Here is a 4296-nt window from a genome sequence, read left to right on the forward strand (position 1 = left end):
AGGGCGGTGATGTCGTGGCTGGTGATGAGGTGGTGCAGGGTGGTGGTGGTGAGGTCGCCGGTGGGGGCGACGATGACGCTGCCGCCGTTGAGGAGCGGTACCCATAGTTCGAAGGTGGAGGCGTCGAAGGAGTGCGGGGAGTGGAGTAGGACGCGTTGCATGGCGGGGGACGCGATGCGGTCGTCGGTGGCGAGTGCGATGACGTCGCGGTGGGTGACGGCGACGCCCTTGGGGCGGCCGGTGGAGCCGGAGGTGTACATCACGTACGCCAACTGCCGCTCGTGGAAGGCCACATCGACGCTGGCGGCGGGCGCGGGACCGTCCGTGGTGAGGACGGTGAGGCCGAGTTCGGCGGCCTCTTCCGACAGTGCGGTGTCGGTCAGGACCACGGTGGCGCCGGTCTCCGCGGTGATCGCGAGCCGGTGGGTCAGCGGGTAGCGGGCGTCGAGCGGCACATAGCAGCCACCGGCCTTCACGACGGCCAGCAGCGCGACGACCAGGTCCGCCGAGCGCTCCATCAGGACCGCGACGGCGCTCTCGGCCCCCACGCCCTCGGCGGCCAGGCGCCGGGCGAGCGCGCTGGCCCGCCCGTCCAGCTCGGTGTAGGTGAGTTCGGTGTCCCCACACACGACGGCCACGGCGTCGGGGGTCCGTGCCACCTGGGCGGCGAACAGCTCGGGCAGCGTGCCCGTCACCAGCTCGGCGGCGGCGCCGTTCCACTCGGTGAGGATCCGCTGCCGCTCCGCCGCGTCCAGCACCTCGACCGCCGACACCGGCCGGCCCGGCTCGGTCAGCACCGCCCGCAGGACCCGGACGAAGCGTGCGCCGAGCTGTTCGGCCGCCGCCGCGTCGAAGAGGTCGAGCGCGAACGTGACGTTGCCCTGGAGCCCGGCCGGGGACCTGTCCGGGCCGAAGTCCTCACCGAAGGTGAAGGAGAGGTCGAACTTCGCCGGAGCCTGTCCGCCGGCCAGTGGCTCGGCGGTCAGGCCGGGCAGGTCGAGGACCGGCCGGGCGTTGTTCTGCAAGGAGAGCATCACCTGGAAGAGCGGGTGGCGGGCCATCGAGCGGGCCGGTGCCAGCTCCTCCACCAGCCGCTCGAAGGGCACGTCCTGGTGGGCGAACGCGCCGAGGCCGGTCTGCCGTACGCGGCGCAGCAGTTCGGTGAAGGACGGGTCGCCGGAGAGGTCGGTGCGCAGCACGAGGGTGTTGACGAAGAAGCCGACCAGATCGTCGAGCGCCTCGTCGGTGCGGCCGGCGACGGGCGTGCCGATCGGGACGTCCGTCCCAGCGCCGAGGCGGGAGAGCAGGACGGCCAGCGCCGCCTGGAGCACCATGAACGCCGTCACGCCCTCGGCACGTGCCGTCTCCACGAGGCGGCGGTGCAGGTCGGCGGGTACGGCGATGTCGACCGTCCCGCCCTCGTGGCCGGCCACCGCCGGGCGCGGGCGCACGGTGGGAAGCGCCAGCTCCTCCGGCAGGTTGGCCAGCGCCGCCCGCCAGTAGGCGAGTTGTTCGAAGAGCAGGCTCTCCGGGTCGTCCTCCTCGCCCAGCAGCTCACGCTGCCAGAGCGCGTAGTCCGCGTACTGGCCGGGGAGTTCGTCCCACTGCGGCGCGGTGCCCGCCAGCCGGGCGGTGTAGGCGGCGGAGACGTCCCGGGCGAGCGGGCCCATCGACCAGCCGTCGCCGGCGATGTGGTGGACCACCAGCAGCAGCACGTGTTCGGTCCGGCTGCGGCCGAACAGCCAGGCGCGGATGGGCAGTTCGTCGGTGAGATCGAAGACGTGGCGGGCGGCGCCGGCCACGGCGGCGTCGAGCTCGGCCGCGTCGAGGGCGGCGGCGTCGACCACCGTGAGCAGCGGACCGACCGCGTCGGCCGACCGGATGTCCTGCCACGGCTGACCGTCGGTCGCGGGGAAGACCGTCCGCAGCACCTCGTGCCGTCCCACCACGTCCCGCAGCGCGGCGTCCAGGACGGAGGCGTCCAGCGGGCCGGTCAGCCGCAGGCCGAGCGGGATGTTGTAGGTGGCGTTCGGGCCCTCGAGCTGGTCGAGGAACCAGAGCCGCTGCTGTGCGAAAGAAACCGGGACCATCAGGACTCCTTGTGCCCGCGCATCGGCCGGAACGCGGGCCGTGCCTTCTTGGTGGTGAGTGATTCGAGTCGCTTGGCCACACCGGCGACGGTCGGTGTCTCGAAGAGGGCCTGGACCGGCAGCTCGACGTCGAGCAGGGTGCGGATCCGGCTGACCAGTCGGGTGGCCAGCAGAGAGTGCCCGCCCAGGTCGAAGAAGTTGTCGTCCATGCCGACCTCGGGCACGCCCAGCACCTGGGCGAAGGCCTCGCACAGCTGCCGCTCGCGGTCGGTGACCGGCGCCCGGTGGGCGACCCGCGAACCGAGGTCGGGTGCGGGCAGCGAGGCGCGGTCGAGCTTCCCGTTCGCCGTCAGGGGCAGGGCCGGCAGCAGGACGGCCGCGGACGGGACCATGTAGTCCGGCAGCAGGTCGGCCAGGTGCCGGCGCAGGTCCTCGACGGTGACGGTGGTGCCGGCGGGGTCCGCGAGGACGGCGTAGGCGACCAGTCGCTTGTCCCCGGCGCGGTCCTCGCGGGCGATCACCGCGGCGTCGGAGAGCGCCGGGTGGGCGCTCAACGCCGCTTCCACCTCGCCGAGTTCGATGCGGAAGCCGCGGATCTTCACCTGGTCGTCGGCGCGGCCGAGGAACTCCAGCTGCCCGTCGGCCGTCCAGCGGACCAGGTCCCCGGTGCGGTACATCCGGCTCCCGATCGGGCCGAACGGGTCGGCCACGAACCGCTGGGCGGTCAGGTCGGCCCGGCCCAGGTAGCCGCGGGCCAGCCCGGTGCCGGCCAGGTACAGTTCACCGGCCGTGCCCACGGGCACCGGCCGCAGCGCGGAATCCAGGACGTAGGCACGTGAGTTGTCCATCGGACGGCCGATCGGCAGCACCGCGGGGACCTCTGCGCTGCTGACCAGGGGGACCTGCGTGGTGCAGAGCGTGGTCTCGGTCGGGCCGTAGGTGTTGCGGACCAGGATCCCCGGGCAGGCGTCGAGCACCCGCCGGACGGCCGCCGCCGGGACGATGTCACCGCCGGTGCCGACCTCCTGGATCCCGGTGAACGCCGCCGGGTCGTCCTCCGCGAGGACCCGGAACAGGCCCGCGGTGAGGTGCAGGTGGGTCAGGTCGTGACGCTTCGTCAGCGTGCGGATGGCCGAGGCGTCCAACCGTCCCTCGGGGGACACCACGACCGTGCCGCCGGCGGTCAGCGGCACCCAGAGCTCGTAGGTGGAGGCGTCGAAGGCGTGCGGGGACTGGAACAGCACGCGGTGCGGCACGGTCTCCCGCCAGCAGCGGTCCGAGACCAGTTCGACCACGCCGCCGTGGGTGTTGACGATGCCCTTCGGGACGCCGGTGGATCCGGAGGTGTACATCACGTACGCCGGCTGGTCCGGCAGGGTCCGCACGGCCGGGTTCCCCGGATCGCCGGTCCCGGCGGCCGCGTCGACGACGAGGACCTCGGCTCCGGCCGCCTCGACGCCCCGGACGAAGCCGTGGCCGACGGTGCCGGCGTCCACCAGCAGCAGGCCGGCCCCCGCGTCCCGGTAGACCACCTCCATCCGGGCCTCGGGCGCCCGCGCGTCGATCGGCACGTATGCGCCGCCCGCCTTCAGCACGGCCAGCAGGGTGACCACCAGGTCCGCCGAGCGCCGCATCAGCACCGGCACCAGCGACTCCGGGCCCACCCCGCGCGCCATGAGCAGCCGGGCCAGCCGGTTGGCGCGGGCGTTCAGCTCGGCGTAGGTCAGCGACTCGCTCTCGAAGACCAGCGCCACGGCGTCCGGTGTCCGGGCGGCCTGGGCCTCGAACAGCTCGGTCAGGCTGACGGCGGGGCGCTCGACGCGGGTGTCGTTCCACTCGGTCAGGAGCGTCCGCCGCTGGGCCTCGGTGAGGACGTCGAGGTGGTTGAGGGGGGTGTCGGGTGCGGTGTCGAGTGCGGTGACGAGGTTCTGCAGGGCGGTGTGCAGGAGGGTGCAGACGAGCGCCGGGTCGATCGGGTCGATCGCCTGCGCGGACAGCTCGAACCCGGTGCCCAGGTCGTCGACCGCCATGGTCAGCGGGTAGTTGGTGCGGTCCTGCCCGTGCTCGGCCTCGACCCCCTCCAGGCCGATGCCGGGATCGTCCTCCGGTGCGTGGCTGTGTCGGTAGTTGAGGAGGGCGGTGAAGAGGGGGGCGGTGCCGTCGATGGTGCTGGCTTTTTGGGCGAGGGCGAGGGGGGCGTGTTCGT

Annotated in this window: 2 protein-coding genes; both read right to left on the bottom strand. The window is 73.1% G+C overall.

Annotated features, from left to right (window positions below; translation table 11 throughout):
* A partial coding sequence (locus ACIOJE_RS41070) for a condensation domain-containing protein (RefSeq protein WP_400783787.1) occupies nucleotides 1-2090 on the bottom strand: 2090 nt, incomplete at its 3' end.
* The coding region (locus ACIOJE_RS41075; RefSeq protein ID WP_400783789.1) for an amino acid adenylation domain-containing protein at nucleotides 2090-4296 on the bottom strand (2207 nt) is incomplete at its 5' end. The genes ACIOJE_RS41070 and ACIOJE_RS41075, both read right to left, overlap by 1 nt.

This window comes from Kitasatospora sp. NPDC087861 (genome assembly GCF_044742585.1).
GTDB lineage: Bacteria > Actinomycetota > Actinomycetes > Streptomycetales > Streptomycetaceae > Kitasatospora.